At 39.2% G+C, this 26317-nt stretch carries 25 protein-coding genes and 2 pseudogenes; 24 read left to right on the forward strand and 3 right to left on the reverse strand.

Features of this window, described 5'->3' with window-relative positions:
• Window positions 1-2: 2 nt before the first annotated feature.
• The 3 genes and pseudogenes from C9J31_RS09865 to C9J31_RS09875 form a co-directional block, all read left to right on the forward strand.
• On the forward strand, window positions 3-1682 hold the full coding sequence (locus tag C9J31_RS09865; protein WP_107948977.1) for a methyl-accepting chemotaxis protein: 1680 nt from the start codon (window positions 3-5) through the stop codon (window positions 1680-1682).
• A 370-nt stretch (window positions 1683-2052) separates the two neighbouring features.
• The gene (locus tag C9J31_RS09870; RefSeq protein ID WP_107948979.1) at window positions 2053-4014 is read left to right on the forward strand and encodes a methyl-accepting chemotaxis protein; all 1962 of its coding nucleotides are present in this window, start codon (window positions 2053-2055) and stop codon (window positions 4012-4014) included.
• Window positions 4015-4308: 294 nt separating this feature from the next.
• Window positions 4309-4450: pseudogene (locus tag C9J31_RS09875) on the forward strand (IS5/IS1182 family transposase); the annotation flags it as partial.
• Window positions 4451-4483: 33 nt separating this feature from the next.
• Here C9J31_RS09875 and C9J31_RS09880 read toward each other — a convergent pair.
• Window positions 4484-5881 carry an alanine/glycine:cation symporter family protein gene (locus C9J31_RS09880; RefSeq protein ID WP_107948981.1) on the reverse strand — a complete coding sequence of 466 codons (1398 nt, stop codon included), beginning with the start codon at window positions 5879-5881 and terminating at the stop codon, window positions 4484-4486.
• Between the two features lie 744 nt (window positions 5882-6625).
• Here C9J31_RS09880 and C9J31_RS09885 point away from each other — a divergent pair.
• The 16 genes and pseudogenes from C9J31_RS09885 to C9J31_RS09955 all read left to right on the forward strand — a co-directional run bounded on the left by C9J31_RS09885 (window position 6626) and on the right by C9J31_RS09955 (window position 20929).
• Window positions 6626-7345 carry an aspartate/glutamate racemase family protein gene (locus C9J31_RS09885; RefSeq protein WP_107948983.1) on the forward strand — a complete coding sequence of 240 codons (720 nt, stop codon included), beginning with the start codon at window positions 6626-6628 and terminating at the stop codon, window positions 7343-7345.
• 54 nt (window positions 7346-7399) lie between these two features.
• The gene (locus C9J31_RS09890) at window positions 7400-8455 is read left to right on the forward strand and encodes a DmpA family aminopeptidase (protein WP_107948985.1); all 1056 of its coding nucleotides are present in this window, start codon (window positions 7400-7402) and stop codon (window positions 8453-8455) included.
• Between the two features lie 282 nt (window positions 8456-8737).
• A complete protein-coding gene (locus C9J31_RS09895) occupies window positions 8738-8950 on the forward strand; it encodes a hypothetical protein (RefSeq protein ID WP_153062791.1) in 213 nt (70 codons plus the stop codon).
• Window positions 8951-8967: 17 nt separating this feature from the next.
• The gene (locus C9J31_RS23595; protein ID WP_238602075.1) at window positions 8968-9210 is read left to right on the forward strand and encodes a M15 family metallopeptidase domain-containing protein; all 243 of its coding nucleotides are present in this window, start codon (window positions 8968-8970) and stop codon (window positions 9208-9210) included.
• A gap of 15 nt (window positions 9211-9225) precedes the next feature.
• A pseudogene (locus C9J31_RS23600) lies at window positions 9226-9483 on the forward strand (M15 family metallopeptidase); the annotation flags it as partial.
• Window positions 9480-10274, forward strand: coding sequence for a M55 family metallopeptidase (locus C9J31_RS09905; protein ID WP_107923810.1), 795 nt, complete (start codon window positions 9480-9482; stop codon window positions 10272-10274). The pseudogene C9J31_RS23600 and the gene C9J31_RS09905, both read left to right, overlap by 4 nt.
• A 23-nt stretch (window positions 10275-10297) precedes the next feature.
• Window positions 10298-11365 (forward strand): dipeptide epimerase, encoded by a 1068-nt coding sequence (locus C9J31_RS09910; protein WP_107948989.1) that lies wholly within the window; start codon window positions 10298-10300, stop codon window positions 11363-11365.
• Window positions 11366-11390: 25 nt separating this feature from the next.
• A complete protein-coding gene (locus tag C9J31_RS09915; RefSeq protein WP_107948991.1) occupies window positions 11391-13214 on the forward strand; it encodes a peptide ABC transporter substrate-binding protein in 1824 nt (607 codons plus the stop codon).
• Between the two features lie 111 nt (window positions 13215-13325).
• Entirely contained in the window at window positions 13326-14270 is a 945-nt protein-coding gene (locus C9J31_RS09920; RefSeq protein WP_107948993.1) for an ABC transporter permease, read from the forward strand.
• Window positions 14270-15244 (forward strand): ABC transporter permease, encoded by a 975-nt coding sequence (locus tag C9J31_RS09925; RefSeq protein ID WP_107948996.1) that lies wholly within the window; start codon window positions 14270-14272, stop codon window positions 15242-15244. Before C9J31_RS09920 ends, C9J31_RS09925 begins: the two co-directional genes overlap by 1 nt.
• Window positions 15245-15257: 13 nt before the next feature.
• Window positions 15258-16319, forward strand: coding sequence for an ABC transporter ATP-binding protein (locus C9J31_RS09930; protein ID WP_107948998.1), 1062 nt, complete (start codon window positions 15258-15260; stop codon window positions 16317-16319).
• Window positions 16309-17250, forward strand: a complete 942-nt coding sequence (locus C9J31_RS09935) for an ATP-binding cassette domain-containing protein (protein ID WP_107949000.1) — start codon at window positions 16309-16311, stop codon at window positions 17248-17250. The genes C9J31_RS09930 and C9J31_RS09935 overlap by 11 nt, the downstream gene beginning before the upstream one ends.
• Before the next feature lie 3 nt (window positions 17251-17253).
• Window positions 17254-18186 (forward strand): S66 peptidase family protein, encoded by a 933-nt coding sequence (locus C9J31_RS09940; protein ID WP_107949001.1) that lies wholly within the window; start codon window positions 17254-17256, stop codon window positions 18184-18186.
• A 7-nt stretch (window positions 18187-18193) separates the two neighbouring features.
• Window positions 18194-18979 (forward strand): serine hydrolase, encoded by a 786-nt coding sequence (locus C9J31_RS09945; protein ID WP_107949003.1) that lies wholly within the window; start codon window positions 18194-18196, stop codon window positions 18977-18979.
• Window positions 18976-19794: a C40 family peptidase gene (locus C9J31_RS09950; RefSeq protein ID WP_107949005.1), complete on the forward strand. Its 819-nt coding sequence runs from the start codon at window positions 18976-18978 to the stop codon at window positions 19792-19794. The genes C9J31_RS09945 and C9J31_RS09950 overlap by 4 nt, the downstream gene beginning before the upstream one ends.
• Before the next feature lie 733 nt (window positions 19795-20527).
• Entirely contained in the window at window positions 20528-20929 is a 402-nt protein-coding gene (locus C9J31_RS09955) for a hypothetical protein (protein ID WP_107949007.1), read from the forward strand.
• A 204-nt stretch (window positions 20930-21133) separates the two neighbouring features.
• Here the strand turns inward: C9J31_RS09955 and C9J31_RS09960 are convergent, their stop codons facing one another.
• Together C9J31_RS09960 and C9J31_RS09965 are read right to left on the reverse strand one after the other, a co-directional pair.
• Complete coding sequence (locus C9J31_RS09960) at window positions 21134-21901, reverse strand: glucosaminidase domain-containing protein (RefSeq protein WP_107949009.1); 768 nt, start codon at window positions 21899-21901, stop codon at window positions 21134-21136.
• A 269-nt stretch (window positions 21902-22170) separates the two neighbouring features.
• Complete coding sequence (locus C9J31_RS09965; RefSeq protein WP_193767048.1) at window positions 22171-22311, reverse strand: hypothetical protein; 141 nt, start codon at window positions 22309-22311, stop codon at window positions 22171-22173.
• 411 nt (window positions 22312-22722) lie between these two features.
• On the opposite strand from C9J31_RS09965, the gene C9J31_RS09970 reads away from it, so the two are divergent.
• The 5 genes from C9J31_RS09970 to C9J31_RS09990 all read left to right on the forward strand — a co-directional run bounded on the left by C9J31_RS09970 (window position 22723) and on the right by C9J31_RS09990 (window position 26136).
• Window positions 22723-23025, forward strand: coding sequence for a hypothetical protein (locus tag C9J31_RS09970; RefSeq protein WP_107949011.1), 303 nt, complete (start codon window positions 22723-22725; stop codon window positions 23023-23025).
• Between the two features lie 309 nt (window positions 23026-23334).
• On the forward strand, window positions 23335-23550 hold the full coding sequence (locus C9J31_RS09975; RefSeq protein ID WP_107949013.1) for a hypothetical protein: 216 nt from the start codon (window positions 23335-23337) through the stop codon (window positions 23548-23550).
• Between the two features lie 732 nt (window positions 23551-24282).
• Window positions 24283-24660, forward strand: a complete 378-nt coding sequence (locus C9J31_RS09980; protein ID WP_107923800.1) for a GntR family transcriptional regulator — start codon at window positions 24283-24285, stop codon at window positions 24658-24660.
• Window positions 24660-25529, forward strand: coding sequence for an ABC transporter ATP-binding protein (locus C9J31_RS09985; RefSeq protein ID WP_107949015.1), 870 nt, complete (start codon window positions 24660-24662; stop codon window positions 25527-25529). Before C9J31_RS09980 ends, C9J31_RS09985 begins: the two co-directional genes overlap by 1 nt.
• Window positions 25522-26136: an ABC-2 transporter permease gene (locus tag C9J31_RS09990; protein ID WP_107949017.1), complete on the forward strand. Its 615-nt coding sequence runs from the start codon at window positions 25522-25524 to the stop codon at window positions 26134-26136. Before C9J31_RS09985 ends, C9J31_RS09990 begins: the two co-directional genes overlap by 8 nt.
• The last annotated feature ends 181 nt before the right edge of the window (window positions 26137-26317 follow it).

Consider the following 26317-nt stretch of genomic DNA (forward strand, 5'->3'; position numbering starts at 1 on the left):
CTATGAGATTTACAGTAGAACGAAAACTGCAGTTTGCTTTTGGTATTGTTTTAATATTTCTATTATTTATTGCAGGGATTGCGATGTATTATTTGAATGAAAATAAACATACACTTGCTGAAATTGAAGAAAATACCGAATTAATTAATTTATATAATGATATTTCTTTTCAAACAGTGCGAGCGAATGCAGCTATCCGGGGATACATGTTATATGGCAAAGCAGAAATGTTAGATAACCATCATGAAATTCGTAATACCTTACATAAGTCCATTGATCGCATTGCATCATTAGGACAAGATAATGCAGAGTTTGCATTATTTTTACAACAGTTAAGTGAGTGGGAGAAACCCATAGACGAGCAAATCGTGCCGTTATATCAACATGGTGAACAGGCACAAGCACAGCAGCTAGCGTTACCAGTGCTTGGAGAAGGCTCTCAAAAACTAGTTGTTTTTGGGAAAACGATGGCGACAGCGCAACAGGATGAAATGTTGGCACATATCGAAGCTACAAAGCAAAGTGGCGCAAGAAGTGCCAAGGAAATCGCTGGATTAGCAATAATTTCGTTACTAATAAGTATCATCATTGCCACTGTATTTGGTCGACGTGTCGCAAAAAATATTCAACAAACTGTTGTCGAAATGGACAAGTTCTCAAATGGCAATTTACAAACTCATTTACAATTTACAACGAAGGATGAATTTGCACAGCTTGCAAGCTCCTTTAATACGATGTCTGAAAAGCTTCGACATACTATGAAGCAAGTCGGCGACTCGTCTGAACAGGTGGCAGCAACATCGGAGCAACTGACAGCCAGCAGCTTGGAAGTGACGCAAGCAACAGAGGTTGTGACAGAATCCATCCAAGATATTGCACAAGGGATTGAAAAACAAGATACATTGACAGGGGATGTAAGGCGTTTATCTTCGCATATCTTGAAAAAAATGAATGAAATTTCAACAAGCATTGATAATGTCAATGATGCAACGGTTGAAACAAAGAATATGGCGAGTACGGGCCGTGCCTCTGTACGGAGTGTCATTGAACAGATGAATGAAATATCAGATAATAGCGCAGAGCTTAGCACACGTGTGAATGACTTAGATGAAAATACAGCGGCCATTGTTTCTGCAGTTAATGTCATCAAAAACATTGCGACCCAAACAAATCTACTGGCGATTAATGCTTCCATTGAAGCGGCACGAAGTGGTGAGCATGGCAAAGGCTTTGCAGTTGTGGCAGAGGAAGTTCGTAAACTAGCAGATGAATCGAATTTAGCGGCTATCGATATTGAAAAGGTTGTGGCACAAATTACAGATAGCACAAGAATTATTGAAGAAGATATGGTTAATAGCAATGACTCTGTAACTGCAGGGCGTGAAAAAGTAAATGTTGCGCGTGACAACTTTCTTCAAATTGATCAGGCCATTGATGATGTACAAACACAGTCAGAAGCCGTTACAGCGGCCATTCGTGCTATCTATTTGGACATTGAAAAACTAGTCAAAGAAATCGATTATATTAGCGAAGTCTCTTTGCAATCAAGTGGCAATGTCCAAAGCGTTGCGGCCTCATCACAGGAGCAAAATGCGGCGATGGAAGAAGTGGCCGCAGCTTCCACGCATCTTGCAAAAATGGCCATTGATTTACAAGAATCTATTCAAACATTTAAATACTGATTCATTTTAGGCCCCGATGCATTACAGACATAGAAGATGCATTGGGGTTTTATTGGTATGTGCTAAATTACGAAAATAGTGTCATCGCTAAAAAATGCAAAGATTGCAAATACATTAAATTATTTTACTTATGTAAAAAGCTGCAGAAAATGAAAAAAAAGTGTTTGAATTTGAGCGTTTTGACCGATAAAATCTAAGGATCAAAATTATTGATTGAGGAGCGAGAAGTAAAAATCATATGTAGATGACAGCGACAATCTTTTCAAGTCTAATCAATACATCAATAAACGGGTATGCACAAAAAAGGCATACGCCAAATAATCATAAGCACAAGTGTTACAAGCTATGAAGACAAAAGGAGAATGGTTGCATGAAAAAAATATTTGGAAGCTTTAAAGGCAAGCTCTATGGATTATTTGCCCTTGTATTACTCATCCCAGTACTTTCAGTGGGGATTTTATCGTATCTCTCAGCAAAAAATTCTATCAAAGATGAAATTTTATTTAGCGCAAATGAAAGTGTTGAGATGTTAAATAAACAGATAGATAAAACGATCAGTGAAAAAATACACGAAGTCGGTGTTTTTAGCGAAGCAATAAATGCCTCTATGTATGAAGAGAGTGAAGCGTCGCTACGAACAATGTTCAATCAATTTATTGCATTAAATCCTGATACATTAAGCATCTATGTTGGAACAGAGGACGGTAGATTTATAGTAGAACCAAAAAAGTATGAATCTACAGATAACCCCTTGGAAAGAGAGTGGTATAAAGAAGCTGTCGCGCTCAAGGGCAAATCTTTTGTGACAAAGCCTTATGTAGATGCGGGAACAGGAGACATGGTCGTTACAGTTGCTCGCCAGGTAAAAGATCAATCAGGCGTTGTGGCAGTAGATATTACACTGACAGAACTTCAAAAAGTAGCTGACTCTATTAATATTGGAAAAAATGGTTATTCCTCTATTTTTGGTGACAATAATATGGTTATTTCTCATCCTACATTAGAACCAGGAGGGGAATTGCAAGAGAAGTTCTTAGATAAAATGTACGAAAGTGAAACAGGTACGTACGATTATGTCTATAATGATGATGATCGCATTATGTCTTTTACTACGAATAAATTAACTGGCTGGAAAATTACAGGAACCATTTTTGCTAAAGAAATAGATGAATCAGCAGCTTCGATTCTATCTAATACGATTCTTGTCTTAGTCATTGCGATTATTTTAAGTACCATTGTCGTTTATATTGTGATTAAAGCAATCATTAAACCAATTAGAGCCCTAAAAGATAGCGCCGTAACCATTAGTAAAGGTGATTTAACGGAGAAAGTGACAATTACCTCTAGAGATGAGATTGGGCAATTGGGACAAGCCTTCAATGACATGCAAGATAGTCTTCGTACACTTATTAAAAAAATAGAATTAAACGCAGAAGAAGTTGCATCTTCAGCAGAAGAGTTAACGGCAAATGCCGATCAGACGAGTGAGGCAACGGAAAAAGTGGCCATCTCTATACAAGAAGTGGCGTTAAGCGCAGACACACAAACAACGAATGCAACAAGGAATGCAGAATCGTTAAATGAACTTTCAAAAGCCATCCTTCATGTGGCAGAAATATCGTCCACAGTGACGGATCTGTCTCAATATGCGACTAAACAGGCTGACGAGGGCGGACAAGCAGTGCAAGATACTAAGGATCAAATGAATTCTATTCATTTATCTGTCACTGATTCAAACAATAAAATTCAATCCTTACACGAACGGTCTCAACAAATTTCGTCCATTTTAGATGTCATTACAAGCATAGCCGATCAAACTAATCTACTGGCTCTCAATGCAGCTATCGAAGCGGCAAGAGCAGGGGAGCATGGTAAAGGTTTTGCAGTAGTAGCTGATGAAGTACGCAAGCTGGCCGAGCAATCCCAGCAATCGGCTAGTCAGATTTTTGAGCTCATTCATGGTATTCAAGAAGAAACAGCACAGTCTGTTCACATCATGGCAAGAGTGTCAGAGGACGTACTTAACGGCTTACGTGTATCCGATGAAGCAATCGCCAAATTCCAAGTTATTATGTCAAGGATGAATGACATTACTCCTAAAATGGAAGAAGTTTCTTCTGCATCTGAACAGATGTCGGCGAGTGTGCAAGAGGTAACCGCAATTACGGAAGATTTGGCTTTCTCTGCTAAAGGGAATGCGGCTGCATCAGAAGATGTTGCTGCTTCAACTGAAGAGCAATTAGCTTCCATGGAAGAAATCAATGCATCTGCACAAGCACTATCTCATATGGCAGATGAATTAAAAGGGCTCATCAGCCAGTTTAAATACTAAAAAACCGCTCTTCATTGTAATGATGAGGAGTGGCTCAGACTGTCAACAAACGTAAAAATTGTGTTTGTTGACAGTCTTTTTTCTTTTACAATTAAATTAAGTAAAGCTGTTGATTTTCACTACGGGCGGGATCGAGCTGCTTCCTTCGCTTCACTCAGTCCAGGATCTCGACTTTTCCGGAGTCACCGCTCTTCGTTCCAATCAACTTCTAACTTCATACTATGTTGATTAAAAGTAAACTTTTGAGGTGATGATCAATGATAACGAAGAATCAAATCAATGAACGTGAACAATTATGTAAAGGATGAACGCACAAAGCAGTGGCGTATACTTTCCATGCAGCGACAGAATGAAAAGGGCCTTGTATTAGGTGCCATTGTGACTTCATATGTTGCAGCCACTTGTTGAAAGGGTTATTCAAAACGTTCAAAAGCCATCGAGAGGGAATTCTCGATGGCTTTTGTTTTGTTTACTTACGATCGTCTTCCCAACAATCTGTATTTTTTAATCCTGGGATTGATTTTGCGAAAAATACAGGGTTTTTACCCAATTTGCGTTGCTGTGTAAAGTCATCTAACACAAGGAAAGCAATTTTACCGAGTAACATAATAACCACAATATTGATCATCGCCATCAGACCCATAAAGAGATCCGCTAAGTTCCAAACAAGTTGTACCTGTGCTACAGAGCCGAACATCACCATGACAAGTACTAAAACACGGTAACCAGTCATCCAACCTTTATGAGCATTGAGAAACTCAATATTCGATTCTCCGTAATAGTAATTGCCAATGATAGAACTAAAGGCGAAGAAAATAATTGAAATGGCTATAAAATAAGGCGCCCATCCACCAACATGTTCTGCTAAAGAATTTTGAGTGAGGATGATGCCGTTACTTTCACCTGTGTCATAAAGACCAGCTAAAATAATAATAAATGCTGTAGCCGAACAAATAAGGATTGTATCAAAGAATACACCTAAACTTTGTACGAGACCTTGTTTGGCAGGATGTGAAGTATTGGCAGTCGCAGCTGCATTCGGCACACTACCCATACCAGCTTCATTCGAAAATAAACCGCGACGTACACCTTGCATGATCGCAACGCCAATTGCTCCGCCAGCTGCCTCTTGAAGGCCAAAGGCCTGCGATAAAATTAGCTGAAAGACATGTGGTATTTCAGAGAAGTTGGTCACGACAACGTAAAATGCAACAAGTAAATAAAAAACAGCCATCACTGGGACAATTACTTGGGTAAATTTTACAATTCTATGTACGCCACCAAAAATAATCACGGCAGTTAGCAAAACCAAACAGATTCCGATGTAAGAAGGTTTAATCTGAAAAGCTTCTCCGACAGACGTTGCAATCGTATTAGACTGCACTGCATTAAAGATAAAACCAAAGCTTAGCGTTAAAAGAATACTAAAAATAATGCCTAATTTGCGTTGACCTAAAGCTTTTTCCATATAATAGGCAGGGCCACCACGGAAAGTGTTGCCGTCTTTTACCTTGTAAACCTGTGCAAGCGTACTTTCTATAAATGCTGTAGCCATACCTACAATGGCAATAATCCACATCCAAAATACCGCACCTGGTCCACCTACACCAATAGCGAGTGCCACCCCTGTGATATTACCAGTACCAACGCGAGAGGCTGCGCTAATCGTAAAGGCCTGGAATGGAGAAACGCCAGACTCTCCCTCTCTTTTTTCCACTATTAAACGAAACATTTCGCCAAAGAGACGTATTTGCACAAACTTAGTGCCGAATGAAAAATACAAACCTGCTGCTATTAACAATACGATGAGTATATACGTCCATAAAATATCATTCGTTGAGTTAACAATATCTGAAATCCATTGCATCTATCTTCCCCCTTTTTCAGTACGTTTTAGTCTACACTGTTTTTTTGTGAAAAATCAACTTATTGAAAATACTGAAAAATGTTAATAATCAGATAAATCAGCCTCCCATTTTATAATGATTTCATATAGGAAATAAAATGAAGAGGGAAACCTTGATAGAATTACTCAATGTTAAATTTTTGAATCAGAGCATTTAGTATTTTTTTATTAGTATAAATGTTATTTTTTCTTTCATACCAATATAAATAATTCGTTTTTAATCCCACTGATTGAAGTTTCCCCTTTATCCCGCATAAACGGTCAGTAAGACGCATTTCCAGTGTAGGCGATCAACTGACCGTAAAAGCCCGATTGGTTCAACTACCAATCAGTGGGGAAAAAGAGACACCCACTGATTGAGTTTCACTTTATCCCGCATAAACGGTCAGTAAGATGCACTTCAAGTGGATGGTCGATCAACTGACCGTAGAGGCCCGATTGGTTCAACTATCATTTAGTGGGGACCACTGATTGAGTTTCACTTTATCCCGCATAAACGGTCAGTAAGACGCACTTCAAGTGGATGGTCGATTAACTGACCGTAAAAGCCCGATTGGTTCAACTATCATTTAGTGGGGACTTACTGATTGAGTTTCACTTTATCCTATTTGAAAAAAGCTGAAGTAGAGATGGAAAAGTAAAATTCGTGTTTTATTGGGATGAATTTCTAGTATAATATTAGATATTTATACGGAGGGTGATGCAATGAAAACAATTGGATTAATCGGGGGCATGAGCTGGGAGTCTTCAGCGGAATATTATCGACTGATCAATGAAAACGTCAAGCAACAACTAGGCGGTTTGCATTCGGCAAAATGTATTTTGTACAGTGTTGATTTTCAAGAAATCGAACATTATCAAGCGGCAGGTGAATGGGAACAAGCTGGGCAAGTGCTTGGAGAAGCGGCACAATCTTTAGAGAGAGCAGGTGCCGATTTCATTGTGATTTGTACGAATACGATGCATAAGGTCATTAACGTGATTGAGGCCAACATTACAATACCTATTCTACATATTGCTGACGCAACAGCCGCACAAATTCAACAGGCGGGTTTACAAAAGATTGCACTGCTTGGAACAAAATATACGATGGAGCAAGACTTTTATAAAGCTAGAGTTGAAGGTTTTGGCATCGAGGTAGTGATTCCAAATGAGCTAGAGCGTAACAGCGTCAATCGAATCATTTATGAGGAATTATGTTTAGGTAAAATTGACTCTGTTTCAAAATCCTATTATTTACAGGTGATTGAAAAGTTAATAGAGGAAGGTGCACAGGGCATTATTCTTGGTTGTACCGAGATAGGCTTATTGATTAAGCAGGAAGATGTAGCTGTGCCTGTATTTGATACAACGGTAATTCATGCCCATGCCGCAGCGGCAACGGCAATCCCATCCAAAAACGGATTGATTGGCAGGGACGCTTAATCCACAGTCTTTGGGGGCTTCATATTGTCACTAATTTAATGGTGAGGTGATGGCATGCAGAAAAAAGTACGAGACATGGGTATAGTCATTGGTTCGTTACCGATAGGACCGAAAAACTGTATAACAGATGTAGCAGGCGTGCGTGTAGGGCATGTGACGCTTGATGAAAAGTTGAATCAAGACGGTGCCTATGCATGTACAGGGGTAACAGCGATTTTACCGCACGGAGGAAATCTATTTCAGCACAAGGTCACCGCTGCAAGCTATGTACTAAACGGCTTTGGCAAGACGACAGGACTTGTACAAGTTAATGAGCTAGGGGTCCTTGAATCACCGATTATGCTAACGAATACATTTGGGGTACCTGCTGTCACACAAGGCACTTTACAATATATGTTAGATGCCAATACAGAGATTGGCAATTCGACAGGGACGATAAATATTGTCGTAGGGGAATGCAATGATAGTTATTTAAATTCTATTCGTGCCTGTCCGGTTTCGCCTGCACATGCGATTGAAGCAATTCACAGTGCATCAGAAGATGTAGCAAGAGAAGGGGCAATTGGAGCAGGAAAAGGCATGATATGTTTTGGCTATAAGGGCGGCATCGGCACTGCTTCGCGTATTGTCACAGTGGAACAAGAAATAACTTATACAGTTGGCTGTTTGGTGTTAAGCAATTTTGGGCATAGCACTGAGTTTTTAGCCGACCGTTACCAGCTCAAGAGCAATCAGAGTGACTCGACTTTATCGCCAACAGATGGTTCGATAATAATTGTGTTGGCAACGGATGCCCCGCTTAGTAGTCGCCAGCTGTCTCGTGTGATTAAGCGCTGTGGTATTGGTCTTGGACGTACGGGTAGTCATTTTTCACATGGTAGTGGAGATATTGTCATAGGCTTTACAACGGCCCACCACATTCCACATACGTCGAACCAACATGTAGAAACACGTACGCAGTTGCGTGAGGATCATGCAATTATGAATCAATTATTTACTGCGACGGCAGAAGCGACAGAAGAAGCCATTTTAAACTCGCTATCACAGGCACAGACAACAAAAGGTCGAGGTGGTCATGTAGTGGAAGCCTATCAGTTTGATGGTAAGTAATATAGTAAATTGTAAAAAGTTATTGTGACACTTACGTGTTTCAATAGCTTTTTTCTTTGTCTAAAAATTTCTGAAAAATAGGACATTTCGACTTGCTACGTAGATTTCCAACAAGGAAATAGCGCATTTTGTATGAAAATAAGAAAATAACCATTTATTTGTAATAATGCTTTTTTTATCTAGCCAACGAATATTTGGTGTGCTAACATTTACTTTAAAAATACAGAATTATCAAAAAAGAAACATATACTTTGCTTGCTATGCTTTCGAGAGTAGGGGTGCATGATGATGCAAGGGAAATTATTTCAGCCAATTGATGTATTAAAGGCTACCAATAAACAACAGCCTCCATCTATGCAAGAAAATAGCGAACCACTCATACGAGTTGGCGAGGATGAGTGGTTCGAATTTTTGTCAAGCCCATTTATAATTTACAGCACATTCCGCACAGCCTTAAGTCGCTTTATTTGCGTGATGGTGCGTATGAGTGTTTGAAACAAGCAGTCCGGCTTTTGCCTGAAAATTATCGTGTTATTGTGTATGATGGCTATCGTCCATTACAGGTGCAACAATTTTTGTTTACGCAGTTTTCGCAACAAATAAAGAGGCAATATCCTGATTTTACGCAAGAAGAGGTTGTCAAAGAAACGCGAAAGTATGTAGCGTTTCCACGCTTAGGAAATGAACATTTGGCTCCTCATCTAACAGGGGGAGCCATTGATGTAACACTGGGGGATATAAATGACAAGGCGTGAAATCTTGGTACGGCGTTTGATGAACTAAGTGCAAAATCAGCAACGCGTTATTTCGAACAACATACAGCAGAAAATTACGAAGCCTGTCTGCATCGTCGTCTGCTGTATAACTGTATGACCATGGTCGGGTTTACAAATTATGCAGAGGAATGGTGGCACTATGACTTGCACAATATCGCCTGGGCAACACGAGTGAATGCCCCAAAAGCCAGTTATGGTGCTATCGAAGCACAGATTCAAGACAATCAAGTAAAGGAGTATCGATATCTATGAAGGTATATATAAGTGCAGATATTGAAGGAATTACGGGTACAACATCATGGAGTGAAACGGAGCTCAATGCGCCGGATAATGAATTTTTTCGCAAGCAAATGACAAAGGAAGTAGAGGCAGCCATAGAGGGCGCTATACTTGGTGGAGCGACAGAGATTTTACTCAAGGATGCGCACGACTCAGCACGTAATCTGGATATTTCCAATCTACCTGTGAATTGCAAGGTCATTCGAGGCTGGACATATGAACCAATGTGTATGGTAGCAGGGCTTGATAACAGCTTTAACCGTGCCATTTTCATCGGGTATCACAGCAAAGGAGGAAGTGCGCGAAACCCATTAGCACATACGCTTTGTGTCTTTGCTGATGTGAAGATAAATGGTGAGTATGCTAGTGAATTTTTAATTAATACGTATGCGGCTGCTCTTCATGGCGTGCCAGTTTCGTTTGTTAGTGGGGATATGGGGCTAACTGAAGAGATTCAAACGCTCAATGCTAACATTGTTACATTTGCCACGAAAGAGGGGGTTGGCAATGCAACGATTAGCGTGAGCCCACAGCTAACACTTAAAGAAACAAAACGCCTTGTTGCAACATCGATGAAAGTGGAGCGAGAGGCTTTACAAGTGACATTGCCTGAGCGCTTTGTGGTAGAAATTATTTACCGGGACCATACACGTGCCTATCGTAATTCATTTTATCCGAATGCAACATTTAAAGCGCATAATACAGTGGAATTCGTGACGGATGATTTTTTTGAAGTGCTACGCCTTTTACAGTTCCTAACATAAGCCAAAAGATAGTAGGTGCATGGATGAAAATTAAAGATATCAGGGTTGCGAAAGTGGAAGCACCACTCATCACGCCATTTAAAACAGCGCTTCGCACAGTGCACAGTATTCATAATATTGCTGTCTATGTGTCAAGCGATAATGGACAAGTCGGCATTGGCGAAGCGGCACCAACAGCAGTCATTACGGGTGAAACACTAGGCTCGATGACACATGCCATCGAACACTATATTAAGCCTGCCATAACCGGGCTGGATATAGAGGAACTTGCGCACATGATGCAACGATTAGAGACAAGCATTTATCAAAATATCAGTGCTAAAGCTGCGGTGGATATGGCGATTTATGATTTATTTGCACAGCACTATCGAGCGCCATTGTATAAATTATTAGGTGGTTACCGCAAGGAGCTAGTGACTGACATTACAATCAGTGTCAATAATACAGAACAAATGGTGAAGGATAGTGTAGCTGCCGTAGCCCGTGGATTTCAAATTCTTAAGGTGAAAGTTGGTAAAGATCCGATTGGCGATGTCGAGCGCGTTGTGGCCATACGACAAGCAGTAGGACAACACATTACATTACGTGTGGACGTCAATCAAGGTTGGACGCCAAAGCAAGCGGTGCGAATTATTGGTGCACTTGAGGATGCAGGCACAAATATAGAATTAGTGGAGCTGCCTGTGCATTATCATGATTTGGCTGGTATGCAGTATGTGACAGCCAATACATTCACGAATATTTTGGCAGATGAAAGTGTTTTCTCTGCCAAAGATGCGTTGACGATTATCGAAAAGCGAGCAGCTGATCTCATTAATATCAAACTCATGAAAACAGGTGGTATCCATCAAGCACAGAAGATTTGCCACTTAGCAGAGGCAAATGACATTCCCTGTATGATTGGTTGCATGTTGGAAACAAAAATTAGCGTAAGTGCGGCAGCTCATTTTGCGGCATCACAAAAAAATATAACAATGGTTGATCTAGACGGACCAAGTTTATGTTTGAAAGATCCTATTACAGGTGGTCCAGATTTTGACAACGCTCGCATTACAATGACGGATGCAGTTGGACTAGGATTTTCCATATAAAAAGATTGCTAGGGGGAGGCTTTTTATGAAAAAGTATTGGTTTCTTTTAGTGTGTCTTATCGCATTACTTTGTACAGCTTGCAGTAATGATTCCTCTGATGAAAAAAAATCAGAATACCGAGTTGTTTATTCAGGAGAAATTAAAACCTTAAACTATTTAAAAACTTCTGAAACCAATGAGTTTGCTGTTGCGGCTAACTTAGTCGACGGATTGATTGAATATGATAAGTATGGTGTCGTACAACCAGGCTTAGCAAAAGAATGGACTTCAAATGAAGATGCAACTGTGTGGACATTTAAGCTTCGAGATGACGTGAAATGGGTTACACATGACGGTAAAGAATATGCAGATTTAGTAGCGCAAGATTTTGTGGATGGCTTAAACTATGTACTTGATGCAAAAAATGAATCGTCAACTGTCTGGAGTGCGACCGTTGTGAAAAATGGTGAAGCGTTCTATAACGGTGATATAACAGATTTCTCAAAAGTTGGTATAAAGGCAACAGATAAACATACAGTAGAGTATACTTTAGAAGCACCTACACCCTATTTCCTCTCTATGCTGAACTACGTATGCTTCTTCCCAGTTAATGGTGAGTTTTTAGTTGAAAAAGGCGAAAAGTTCGGGACAACACGTGAAGATTTCCTTTATAACGGTGCGTATATATTGGACAAGTTCGAGCCTCAAAATGAGCGTGTGCTTGTGAAAAACGATACGTATTGGGATCAAGAAAATGTACTGATTGACCGTATACGCTATAAATATAACAAAGAAGCAGCCACTGTAGCGCCTGAACTATTCTTGCGTGGTGAAGTAGATTCGGCCAGCATTCCGACCTCTATCATTGATGAATGGTTTAATGATGACAAGAAAAAATCGCAGGTTCGTCAAACTCAAAATAATTTCTATACGTATTTCTATGCGTTAAACTTTGACCCACAATTCGATGCCGAATATGAGCCAGAAAACTGGAAAATCGCAGTTAATAATAAGGACTTCCGTAAATCACTTTATCATGCGCTTGACCGTGTCTCAGCCATGCTAACAGTGGAGCCATACAACCCACAAGACATGCTAAGTAATACGGTTACACCGCGAAATTTTGTGGATGTTGCAGGGGTCGATTATACACTTTTAGCGCCATTAGAGCCTATTACAAGTAGCGATTCCTTTAACAAAGATTTAGCACTAGAATTTAAGGAAAAGGCAAAAGCAACTCTTGAAGGGAAAGCGACATTCCCAGTGAAAGTATTAATGCCATATAATTCTGGCAGTCCTGATTGGGCAAACCGTACGCAAGTAATTGAACAGCAAATCGAAAAATTATTAGGTGCTGATTATGTCGATATTATCGTTGAGGCAGGCCCTTCAACAGGCTTCTTATCAGAAGTACGTCGCCCAGGTAAATTTGCATTACTGGAAGCGAACTGGGGTCCAGACTATGCCGATCCATCGACATACACAGAACCTTTCAGTGTAGATGGTACGTATAATAAACCAGAATTAGCAGAGGGCTATAAAGAAGCCAATGGAAAAACGACCTATCAAAATTTAATTGATGAAGCGAAAGCAACTATTGATACAGCTGAACGTTATGATCTATTTGCAAGAGCAGAAAGTTTCTTAATTGAAGAAGCATTCGTCATTCCTTATGCAGTAGGTGGTAGTGGGTATGTCGCTTCCAAATTAAACCCATTTGAAGCACAGTACTCACCATTTGGTGTAACATCTGAAAAATTCAAAGGCCAACAAGTTCTAGACAAGCCCATGAGTAATGATGAGTTCAAGGAAGCTTTAGCAAAGTGGGAGCAAGAACGTGCTGAGGCTTTAGTCAATGCAACAAAATAAGCGCTTGAGATAATCATTGCAAAGCTTTCATGATGAAGGAGATGACCGAAAGAGATTAGTCGGCATCTCCTTCATTCTTTCTCGAATCTAGTCTGTAGGGAGGAATAAACGATGTTGTGGTATATCGGAAAACGGTTGTTACAATCAATCATCACTCTTTTTATCATTATCACGATTGTTTTTTCATTACTACGTTTAATGCCTGAAGAAGGTTATTTAGGCGCTGCGGCAGATAAAATGTCCCCTGCTCAACAGGAGGTGTATTTAAGTAATTTAGGTCTAAGGGAACCATTGCTTGTTCAATTAGGGAATTTTTATACAAACTTATTGCAAGGAGATCTGGGCAAATCAGTTACCTATCGTACAGATGTACCGGTTGTCACGATCATTGCAGATAAAATCATCTATTCGTTACTGTTTGGGCTAGGTGCCGTTGCCCTATCCCTAATTATCGGTGTACCACTTGGGATTTTAATGGCACACATGAAAGGACGCTGGCTTGATCGTTTAGGAACCGGATACATTGTCTTCGTCGTTGCTGTTCCAGCGGCAGTGTACTATTTAGTGATTCAAATGTATGTGACAGAAATTTTCCGTTTGCCAATGCTATTTGATGAATATAGGCCAATTACTTGGATATTACCACTGGTGTCAATGGCTCTCGCACCGACTGCCTCCTATGCAATGTGGATGCGTCGTTATATGGTCGATGAACTAAATAAGGACTATATTAAGCTAGCACGGGCAAAAGGCGTGAAAGAGCGTACATTAATGTTTAGTCATGTCTTAAGAAATGCCTTCATACCGATGGCGCAGTACTTACCTGCAACCATTCTATTTACCATTACAGGCTCTATTTATATTGAATCCTTATATTCCATACCAGGGATGGGGGGCTTACTCGTTGATGCTATCCAACGACAGGATAATACCATAGTCCAAGGACTTGTTCTCGTTTTCTCATCACTAGGAATCATCGGTCTGATTTTAGGGGATATCGCCATGGCACTTGTTGATCCACGTATCAAATTAGGAAAAGGGGAGAGTGTACGCTAATGAGCATATATACAGAAGAAATTAATAATATCTCAGACAAGTCACGTGAAGCGCTGTTTCAGTTTGCTAAAGTAAATGATAGCAAAGCAGAAGAAACAGCCTACTCCAATTATTCTTACTGGCGTTCGACATGGCAATCCTTTTTGAAAAATCGCTTGGCGGTCTTGTTATTAGTCATGGTTTGTCTAATCGTCGCATTTACCATCCTGCAACCGTACCTACCACAGCAAAAATCACCAACTGAAATTTATCTTGATGACCAAACAGGCTTACAAGCGCGCAATATTGCCCCGAACGCTGAATTTTGGTTTGGGACTAACTCAATTGGGCAGGATTTATGGTCGCGCATTTGGGCAGGGACTCGTACCTCATTACTAATTGGCTGTGTTGTTGCATTGGTGGAGGCCATTGTTGGCATTACAATTGGCACACTGTGGGGCTTCTCTCGTAAGCTAGAAGTGCCGATTACGCAGCTCTATAATGTGGTGGATAATATTCCGACAACGATTGTTCTTATTTTAATGTCTTATATTTTACGTCCAAGTATTTCGACCATCATCATTGCTATGTGTATCACTGGCTGGGTGGAAATGGCCCGCTTCATACGTAACCAAATTGTGATTTTACGTGACCGCGAGTATAACTTAGCCTCTAAATGTTTAGGAACGCCTGACTACCGCATTATCGTCAAGAATCTATTACCCTATTTAATATCTGTCATTATGCTTCGGATGAGCCTCGCAATTCCTTTTGCAATTGGTGCAGAAGTGTTTTTAACCTATATTGGGCTAGGGCTACCAATCAGTGAACCGTCATTAGGGAATTTAATCAATGAAGGTCGTGTTTTGATGATGTCTCCGGATTTACGATATCAACTGATTTTCCCGAGTATCGTGTTAAGTGTGATTACAATTGCCTTTTATATAATTGGCAATTCCTTTGCGGATGCAGCAGATCCAAAAAATCATGTTTAGAGGGGGGAAGAGGATGGAAGCAACACGTACAAAATCCAGCATTTTATCGATTCAAAGCTTAGTCATTAAATTTACACTTCGAGGTCAGGTACTGACAGCCATTCGTGACATCTCCCTTGAATTATATCAAGGTGAAAGCTTAGCGATTGTTGGCGAATCGGGCTCAGGAAAATCGGTTCTTGTGAAATCCATTATGGGTCTGCTCGATAAAAATGGTTCCATCGAGCAAGGTCAAATTCTTTATAATGATAGGGATTTAGCGCAGTTTACAACAGAGCGAGAATGGTTGCAAATACGAGGGAAAGAAATTGCGATGGTTACACAAGATCCGATGACATCATTAAATCCACTGAAAACGATTGGTAAACAAATTGAGGAATGTGTGGTTTTACACCAAGGCTTAAAGGGCAAATCCGCTTATGAAGAAACACTTAAATACCTAACTGATGTGGGTATTTATGATGTGGAAAAACGCTATAAGCAATACCCTCACGAATTTTCCGGAGGGATGCGACAACGAATTGTGATAGCGATTGCCCTTGCTTGTCATCCGAAAATATTAATTTGCGACGAACCCACGACGGCACTCGATGTAACGATTCAAGCACAAATTTTGCAGCTATTAAAAAATCTGCAACAGAAATATGGGCTAACCACCGTTTATATTACACATGATTTAGGCGTTGTGGCAAAAGTGGCCGATCGTATTGCGGTTATGTACGCAGGTGATGTCATCGAAGTGGGTGCTACACATGAAGTTTTCTTCAATGGCCAACACCCTTACACTTGGGCACTGATTTCATCATTACCACAGCTCGGTTTAAAAGGGCAACAGCTCTATTCCATTAAAGGTACCCCACCAAATCTGTTCAAAGCAATAAAGGGCGATGCGTTCGCACCACGCAATCCATTCGCATTAAAAATTGACTATGAGGAGCGACCACCTTTCTTTCAGGTGAGTAACACACATTATGCACGAACGTGGCTACTAGATCCTCGCGCACCAAAAGTAGAGCTTCCTGAAACATTACTAGCATTTTTTGAGGAGGGGAGGCAACACGCCAATGACGCATAAAGAAGTACTAGTGGCCGTAAAAAACTTAAAAATTGTCTTTGGAAAAGGGAAAAACAAATTCGTTGCGATTGACGATGTAAGCTTTGACATTTTTAAAGGCGAAACATTTGGATTAGTAGGCGAATCAGGCTCAGGGAAAACAACGATTGGTCGTGCCATCATGCGCATCAATGAAGTTACCGACGGACAGATTTTGTACCATGGAAAGAACATTAACGGCAAAATCTCAAAGGACTGGGATCGTGAAATTACACAGAAAATCCAAATGATTTTCCAAGACCCTATGGCATCACTCAATGAACGAGCGAAGGTTGACTATATTATTTCAGAAGGTCTCGTAAATACAAAAAAATTTACAAGCGAGGAAGACCGTCAGCAAAAAGTGCGAAAGGCACTGTTGAATGTTGGGTTACTACCCGAATTTGCCAATCGCTTTCCACATGAATTTTCAGGCGGTCAGCGCCAGCGTATCGGCATTGCACGTGCATTAGTGATGGAGCCAGAGTTTATCATTGCGGACGAACCAATTTCAGCGTTAGACGTGTCGATACGGGCACAAGTGTTAAACTTATTAGCCAATTTACAACAGCAAAATCACTTAACGTATTTATTCATTGCACATGATTTATCCATCGTACGTTTTATTACAGACCGTACAGCAGTTATTTATAAAGGCAATATTGTGGAGTTAGCGGAGACGGAAACGCTATTTTCCAATCCCATCCATCCGTATACACGCGCATTATTATTGGCTGTGCCAGAGCCAAATCCGTATAAGGAGCGTGAAAAAATCGTTGAAATCTATGACCCAACACAGCACCGCTATGACCAACAGCCACCAGCGTTTGTGGAAATAGAGAAGGGTCATTTCATACTGGCCAACGAACAAGAAATTGAAAATTACCGTACGACACGAAAAATGGGGGTTTGACCGATGAAAATACCAAAAGCATTAAAAAAAGGCGATACAATTGGCTTAATTAGTGCCTCAGGTGCAACACCGCCTGGTAAATTATATCCGGCAATTGACAGTGTGGAGAAGCTCGGTTTTAAAGTAGTCGTAGGAGAAACATGTCGGGCAAGACATGGCTACTTAGCAGGGGCAGATGAACTTCGTGCCGCTGAAGTCAATCAAATGTTCCGCGATCCTAATATTGATGGCATTTTTTGTATTCGTGGTGGCTATGGAGCGACAAAGATTCTCCCCTACCTTGATTACGATATGATACAAGCGAATCCTAAGGTATTTGCAGGTTATAGCGATGTGACAGCACTCCATATTGTCTTTAATCAAAAATGTGACTTCGTCACATATCATTCGCCGATGCCGTCTACGGAGTTTATTCAATCGGGTATGGATGATTATACATGGGATTCTTTTATCTACCACGTAATGGTCAATGAAAGTAATGGGCTACCTTTTGAAAATCCACCAGGACAGTCAATGACAACACTAGTCACAGGACAAGCAACTGGACGGCTAGTCGGTGGAAATTTAACATTAGTCACGGCATCCCTTGGAACCCCTTATGAAATTGATACGAAGGGAAAGATTCTATTTCTAGAGGATATAGATGAAAACGAACAACGTATAGATCGCATGCTCACACAGTTAAAATTAGCTGGTAAGCTTGAGGCAGTGGCAGGAATAGTATTAGGTGCTTGGACAAATTGTGGTCCTGAAAACCCAGAGCAACCAGAAAATAGCTTATCACTGCACACCATTTTTAATGAAATTTTAGTGCCACTTAAAAAACCGATCTTAATGGATATGACTTGTGGTCATTGCTTACCAACAATGACTCTACCATTAGGGCGAACAATAACCGTTAACACAGAGACACACATGATGAAAATCGTAGGGTAAGCAAAGGATGGAGCAAATGCTACCACAGTTACTACAGAAAAGTCCCTACAAAATGCATATGATTGTCAAAGATTTAAGCACAGATGAAATTATCATCAGTGAGCGATACGATGATGTGTTTTCTAGTGCAAGTCTCATTAAAGTGCCCATCCTATTGGCGGTGTTACATCATGTACAAACCAATAAAGTAGCGTTGCATCAAGTGTTGACGATATCTCCTAAAGACTGGGTCGATTTTAGTGGTATCAGTGAACAACAATTGCAAGCGGCTAGCATCTATGAGTTATTGGTGTGGATGATTATTACGAGCGATAATACAGCAACCAATGTACTGATTGATTTTATGGGAATGAATGTGCTCAATCGTTATTTTCGTGAAATCGGGCTTACGCACACCATCTTACAGCGCAAGATGATGGACTTTGAACGCTTGGCAAATGGCGTGGATAATGTGACGACTGCTCGGGATATGACCCATATTTTTACGCATATGTATCACCAAGATTTATTAATGCCGTCGTACAGTGCACTGGCAATTGATATCTTGAGTCGCCAGCGTGTACACGAATCACTCCGTCGTTATCTAATAGATGATGTGACAATCGCCCATAAAACAGGGGGGCTTGAGACAGTCGACCATGATGTAGGCATTGTTTACAGTGACGCAAAAGATTATCTGATAGGCGTTTTTATCACAGAGGTCACGAATAATCAGGATGCAAGGCAACTAATTGGTCGCATTTCAAAGGTTGTTTATGAGTACCTGATACAACAGAAAGGGGCGCTAAAATGAATGCCATTGTCACATCGATGATAGCTAATCTGTATGCTGAACCGAATGGAACGTCTGAGCTGATTGATGAGTTGTTATATGGAATGCCTGTGCAAATCATTGAAGAGTTAGATGATTACTGGCTACATGTACAAACAACCTATCAGTATCAGGGCTACTGCAGAAAAGTGAATTTACTGCGAGATAATGTGAAAACGAGTGCTTGGCGTCTTGAAGCAACACATGTCATTAGCCAAAGCTTTGCAGATATATTACAACATCCTCGCATTCAAAGCTCGAAATTAATAACACTTGTGAAAGGTTCAATCGTGCGTGATTTACAAGACGAAGCACTAGACTCACAATGGGCTAGCATTCAATTAGCAACAGGAGAACGGGGCTATTTACGCAAAAAATGGCTGACTGAAAAGATTGCGGACAATAGTCTACCAGAGCAAGAGTTTCGGGAAAACGTAGTACAAACAGCACTTAGCTATATAACTACACCCTATCGTTGGGGTGGGAAATCGCCGCTGGGTATTGATTGCTCGGGGCTATGTTCGATGGCATATATGCTAAATGGGGTATTGATTTTCCGAGACGCCAAAATTGTTGAGGGTTTTCCAATCAAGGAGATCGCACTTGCGCAAATGCAAAAAGGTGATTTATTGTACTTCCCAGGCCATGTCGCACTGTATATTGGAGACAGTCTATATGTGCACGCTTCCCTGGACGGTAATGAAGTCAATATAAATAGCCTAAACGCACAACATCTGCTTTATCGAGAAGACTTAGCAACGACCATCACAGCAGTAGGGAGTTATTTTGCAGATTAAAAGGCAAACACCGTGCATCTACCAATTTTTCGAAGCGTTGTACAAGACGACAACTGTCCCGATTTTTAATCGATAGATTAAGACCTTTGAGTTTCCATAGCAGACTAAGTAGGCAGTACCTAGAGATGATTGTGTGATCAACCATAAAAAGATAGTAGCTATAAGCCGAGGGTTCATCCAAGGACAATATAAAAGGCAGCCATTTTTACTAAACAAATAAAAAGGGCAACCTCATCTAACAAAGGGATGGTTGTCCTTTTCACTGAAGTTAGGAATTTAATGATTGGTTTGGTTTCGGCACAGCTCCTAAGGACTTCACTACTGACACACCATCTTATGAAGAGTTGAAAATAACCAATCAAATTGAAAACATCCGAGAGCAGTTTGGAAACATATTAGAAGTGGAATATGCTCCTACCGATATGGGGATGAATACGATTAAACAAGTATTAATTCGAACAATTTTTCATGAAGGAACCCATTTTCAAAACATTGTAAATTTGAAAAAGTTTATTAAATAAACATAATCACAAACCGAGAGAACGAGGTAAGATAGCATCGTGAGTTTTGCGGATAGCCGCAGCAAAGGTGTTAATTTTTACCACCGAATTTTAGGAACATACAAAGAAGCAAGATGTCATCTCAATAGATTCAAAAAATAGGTAAATAATAGAGAATCAACTTCTGATTTGTTTATGCTATAATTATTAATAAAAAATTGGGGGTAATGTATTTGGATCAAGACTTAAAAGAATTATTACGTTCAGTTTTAAAAGAAGAATTAGGGCCAGTAAATCAGCGTTTGGATGGAATGGACAAGCGATTTGATGGTATGGAACAACGTTTGGATGGAATGGACAAGCGATTTGATGGCATGGAACAACGTTTGGATGGAATGGACAAGCGATTTGATGGCATGGAACATCGTTTGGATGGAATCGATCAACGATTAGACAAAATTGAGGATGAGGTTCAAGAGGTGAAACTTGGACTAGATAAGCTACAAAAAAATATTGTTGAAAATTTAGGGCAATTCACAGAAAAAATTGCAAACCAAGTAGAAGATAGAACGGGTGCTTTAAACAAGCGTGTTTTTGAAGTAGAGACAGTGATTCAACGATTGACGAGTCAATAATAGCAATCTTTTACTAGCTTTATGGAGGAAGAATCTCTTTAAAGCCTTTTTTATGTACACTAGTGTGTTTCTTAACAGGGCTCCCTTAAATGACATTATTCGATGTATGGCTTAGCTATTTTCTTCTCAGAGCCTTTTAAAAAAATAAAAAATCTCCAAGCTACAAAGGGGTCTTCACAGTCCCAAGTGTGCATGGAGATTTTTTTAATATTGATAGATATTGAGTTGTTGACCTGCTTCTAATCGATCAGATCTAAGCTGATTCCATTGCTTGAGGGATGTCACCTTAACGTTGTGGGCCTCTGCGATATGCATGAGTGAGTCGCCATCATCAACCGTAATCGTTTTTTTGTTTTTGACAGGACTATCATATTGTTGTAAGTCGTATTTGGCAATAAGCAAGTTAAGCTTTTCATTGTATTTTGAATCTGTCGCATAAGAGCCTGTTAAAAATTTTGTTGCGTCTGTATAGGACTTGGTCTGGCTCTTAAAGACACCTGTATAAAAATCCTTGTTCCATGACACACCATTACGCAGTAATTTTACATAATCTTTCATAGAGTCTTCATAGGAAGGGTACTTACGGAACTCTGCCATCACGGTGGACATCTTACCAGAACCATCATCTTCAGAGGTTTCAAGTGTGACAGAGTCGTTTTGAAACTGGCCCTTCATACCAAATAAATTATTATTAGGAGCTGAACCTAGACCACTTTGTCCATTTTGGCTCTCTAAAATAGCCTGCGCAATCATAACAGAGGCGTATAAATCATTTTCTGCACCAAGCTTACGGGCAGTTTCTGCAATAGAGCCGATGAATTCCTCTGTACTTGGCCCTTCTTCAACATATTCGGGCTCATTTGTCTGTTTATTATACATAGAATCAAATAATTGTATAATCATGAAAATCGATATACCGATAACAGCTAGAAATATAAGTATACCTTTCATCAAGTTTTTTAATAATTTCATTGTTGATGATGTTGGTAGAAGACAACATCTCCCTCCTTCCTTTACAAATGAGTACATACTAAGGTGCTATATTTCTAATTATGGCAGAGCCACAACATAAAATAAAGCCAAGTATATTTTTCGATAGAGTCCGTAATTAATAGAACGAATTTACAACCAAATAGTTCCTGAATTTGCATACTTGTATATATTATTTCCGCCGATTTTGCTAGAAATAGGGATGGACCTATTCTGATTATCACGGTCGGCGAATGCGATCGCTTGTCGAATTAAAAGAGAGCATCCTTTGTGATGCCACAAGGCGCAAAGCCACCATTTGTACCAAAAGGTGAGGTATTTAGGATGAAAAAATGAAGTAGAAGACCAATTGTAAAATGGGACAGTCTAGTAAAAATAATTAGATAAATCACAAAAAGCCTCCTCGTTTTCCGCAGTTACGATAAACTGCCTCAACGCTTAGTGTCTGCGCCGCTTTGCTTGGCGTTTTCATAGATTGACGTTGCACTTTCGCTCCAAAAAATAGTTACACCTTTCGCTCCATTTTCCTCGTAAATAACATGAGCAGGAGTCTCATAGATTCTTTGCACTACTAGTAAAGCCCAGAAACGTTGTTACATCAACATTTTTGGGCTTTGCTTATGGTAATGTTTACCCGTGAATGAACAGACAACAATTAATAATTTTGTAAGAAATGAGTAAGAAAAAAGAGATGATCGATTCGTACAATTAACTTACGTCGCTAAAAGGGGAATTAAATGTTTATAAAAGCACTGCCCTTTAGAGCGCTTATTACTTAAATTTAATGAACGGAGACAGAATTCATGCTAAGGCTGCTGAAGTTAAGACGGAAAAAACATCCTGTACCTAAATATTTTATCGGAGGATTCATTGGGATCGTAGCAATTTGCTTTGTTGGTCTTATAGAGGGGCGTTTTAAAGTTGACAGCGTTCTGATGTTTACAGATTATTTAGGGTTCATGTCATTAATGCATATTTTTATTAAACTCATACTTATTATTTTTATAGCTGTCAGTTTATTTCGTTTAATAATGGAGGACTACAACAATCCATACAGACTGCCAATACTTAACATACTGAGTATGGCTTTTATGACCGTGCAGTAAATTGTGAATAGGGAAGAGGACAGATAAACGCTAGGGATGCGTAATCATTATGTCCGATGACAATTTGTTCACCTCTTATCGTGGTGGCAATTGCCTGTTCTTATAACCCAGAAATTGCATTGGTGACCTGCATCCCACATCAGAGTAGTAGGCGTGGCAATTGCGTACTTAGCCATTGGCACTCTTGAGAGCGAGGATGGTGAGAAACCTGTAGAAATTCCAACTTTGTGCAGAACTATAACTCAAAAATCACAAAGTATGATTGAGTCGTTTAACTTAAAATATCAAGCATAAGGAGACAAATTGAGCATGCAATTAGAAAGTATTTTTTACTTCCCATCATTAAATGAAACGTTTTTTATTATTATTAACATGGTATCTATTACGTTTGGATTTTGCCTGATTGTTTATGGACTTATAAAGCAAAAAAAGCATAAAAAAAGTACATTAGCAACATGTTGTATGGTTTTAGGCTCGTTAACGATAATTACACATATAATCCAAATCGTTGCAAAATTACTTTAAAAGAGGAGAGAATGACATGCGCCACTTTGTTAAAAAAATAGATAAATCAATTGATAAAGTAAATAAATTTTTTGGTGTATCCATTCAGCGCCCCGATCCTAGTCAAAAGACAATATGAATAGGTTCAACACTCGGCACAGTGTTAGGAATTATAGTTTTTATTTTCGGTTTTATCGGCGGGTTCAAATGGAGTGTTATTGGTGGTGTCTTCATCGTATTGTCTAATATAGGTAATTTAATGTCGGAGAAAAAATGAAAGTCATGTTGTTGTGTTCTTCGGCTGGTAACCGCAGATGTACATGCCTCCTGTGTCAAAAAGTAAGATATATAGAGTGTAATAAAAAAATACATTCAAAAGGTTTCGGGATTGCTCAGTATTCCTGAAACCTTTTGATTTTTTCTGTTGTTTTTTGTTCAAAACGAGCCACTAAGTAATCTTGTGGACTGCTTGCTAAAACGTCATCATGTCAAAATGTTCGCGTTTATTTTGTAAGTTTTTCTACATCATCACACAACAATTTTTGATGCCATATAAAGAGTAAAGTTAGACTGCTATGGGAAAACGAGCTTGCCCTGCTTACTTGCTAGTTCGTCCGCAGAAAGCGAGTGGCTTTTTTCAGTATGTGCTTATTATGACGCTGTCTTCGGTAAAATTTAAAGGTTGCAAAATAATTAGATTGTGTATATATTGTATATAAAGTATATACACAATATTTAAGAAGAGGTATTTGCATGCAAATTATTATTTCCAACAGTTCAAAAGAGCCAATTTATGAACAAATTTATGCTCAAATTAAAAAGTTAATCATCACGGGTGAATTACAAGAAGGTCAATCACTGCCTTCTATGCGCCAACTTGCAAAAGACCTAGAAATTAGCGTGATTACAACAAAACGTGCCTATGAAGAACTTGAGAAAAACGGCTTTATTTATTCCATTGTTGGAAAAGGTTCGTTCATCTCAGAACAAAATATGGAGATGGTGAAGGAAAGAAAAATGAAAGCAATCGAAGAAAAGCTAGTAGCGGCCATTCAAAATAGTAAAGAAATGGGCATTAGCTTGGCTGAACTAAAGGAAATGCTTACATTATTATATATGGAGGATGAATGATGGAAAATGTTATTGAATTACAGCATATTAATAAATCATTTAACGGATTTCAGGTGAAGGATCTCTCTATTGCCGTTAAAAAAGGTTATGTGACTGGATTTATCGGGGGAAATGGTGCTGGTAAATCGACAACAATCAAATTAATTATGAATTTATTACAGCAAGATAGTGGCTCTATTTCGATTTTTGGCTTGAATTATAATCAACATGAAAAAGAAATAAAGCAACGTATTGGTTTTGTCTATGATGAAAACATTTTTTATGAAAATTTAACTTTAAAGGAAATGAAAAAGATTATTCAACCCGCTTATAAAAATTGGGATGATAAGGCATTTCAGCATTATGTGGACCAGTTTGAACTGCCGCTGAATAAAAAAATGAAGACATTGTCAAAAGGCATGAAAATGAAAGCCTCGCTCACTATTGCACTAGCACATCATGCAGAGTTAATCATTATGGATGAGCCAACATCTGGTCTGGACCCGATATTTAGACGAGAATTACTAAATATTTTACATGATTTAATGCAAAACGGGGATAAAACCATTTTCTTTTCGACGCATATTACAACGGATTTAGATCGCATCGCCGATTACATTACCTTTATTCAAAATGGCAAACATATGTTTACGAAGGAATTTTATAAAATTGAAGAGGAGTATGCCATTGTAAAAGGAACACTGGATTTATTGGATAGTGAAACGGAACAAGAGTTTATTGCTATCCGAAAAACGAACAGTGGTTTTGAAGCATTAACAGCTCATAAAAATCGTGTGGCAAACTTATTTGGAGATACTGTTATTTTGGAAAAGCCAACGCTTGAAGATATTATGTATTATTCGAAAAAAGGAGGGGAACTGTATGTTTAGCCTTATACGAAAGGATTTTTTATTACAAAAGCATATAGTTTTACTGTACATAGCGATATTACTACTGTTTTCATTGTTTGTGGAGGCATCTGTGTATGTAGGATTTATTTTTAGCCTATCATTTATCGTGAGTGCCTGTTCTTTGGATGAAAAAGATAATATCAACATTTTGCTCAATTCGCTCCCGTACACGCGCAAGGAAATTGTTACTTCAAAATATATCGGAGCATTACTATTTACATCGTTATTTGTTATCGTTATGTATGTTGGGGATTTTCTTGTAAATGGAAGCAATGGGTTATTGTTATTGAAAGAAATGATGCTTATTCTAGGTCTTGTAATGATTACTACATCTTTCCTACTGCCATTTTTATATAAATTTAAAATGCAATACTTACATATGGCGATGGTTGGAGTAGTGGTCATCTATTTGCTAACAATAAGTTTTTTCATTAATAATTTACATGATGTAATCAGAGCATTGACACTAAAAATCCTGTCTTTACAAGAGATACAGCTATATTTCTTTGCAATGCTGATAATTGTTATTTTCTATATTGGCTCGTGGTTACTATCCATTCGTATTTATGAGAGAAAAGTGTTTTAAAAAATATAGGCGCATGATCTTGGGTATTAGCATGCCGAAATAAACAATCTTCCTAGAGTGAAAAATAATTGCCCAGTTCATTTTAACTGGGCAGCCATTGATGTCCACCTCGGTGGACGCTTCCCTCGGGTAGCCTGACTCCTCGTCGCAAGCTCCTGCGGGGTCTCCACCTGGGCACGCT

The sequence above is a fragment of the Lysinibacillus parviboronicapiens genome (genome assembly GCF_003049605.2).
Taxonomy (GTDB): Bacteria; Bacillota; Bacilli; order Bacillales_A; family Planococcaceae; genus Lysinibacillus; species Lysinibacillus parviboronicapiens.